Source organism: Denitromonas iodatirespirans, assembly GCF_018524365.1.
Taxonomy (GTDB): Bacteria; Pseudomonadota; Gammaproteobacteria; order Burkholderiales; family Rhodocyclaceae; genus Nitrogeniibacter; species Nitrogeniibacter iodatirespirans.
The window spans coordinates 1-235 of sequence record NZ_JAEKFT010000188.1; the positions used below are offsets into that span (position 1 = coordinate 1).

At 67.7% G+C, this 235-nt stretch carries 1 protein-coding gene; it reads left to right on the forward strand.

Annotated elements, in window-relative coordinates:
* A partial coding sequence (locus I8J34_RS24495; RefSeq protein WP_214364229.1) for an AMP-binding protein occupies positions 1 to 235 on the forward strand: 235 nt, incomplete at both ends.

Genomic DNA, 235 nt, shown 5'->3' on the forward strand with positions numbered 1-235 from the left:
CACCAACCGGTCCCGGTGGGCGTGGCCGGCGAGCTGTACATCGGCGGCGAGGGCGTCGCGCGCGGCTACCTCAACCAAGCCGAACTCACCGCTGAGCGCTTCCTGGCTGACCCCTTCGTCGAAGGCGGGCGCATGTACAAGAGCGGCGACCTGGGCCGGTGGCTGCCCGACGGCACCATCGAATACCTGGGCCGCAACGACTTCCAGGTCAAGATCCGCGGCTTTCGGATCGAAT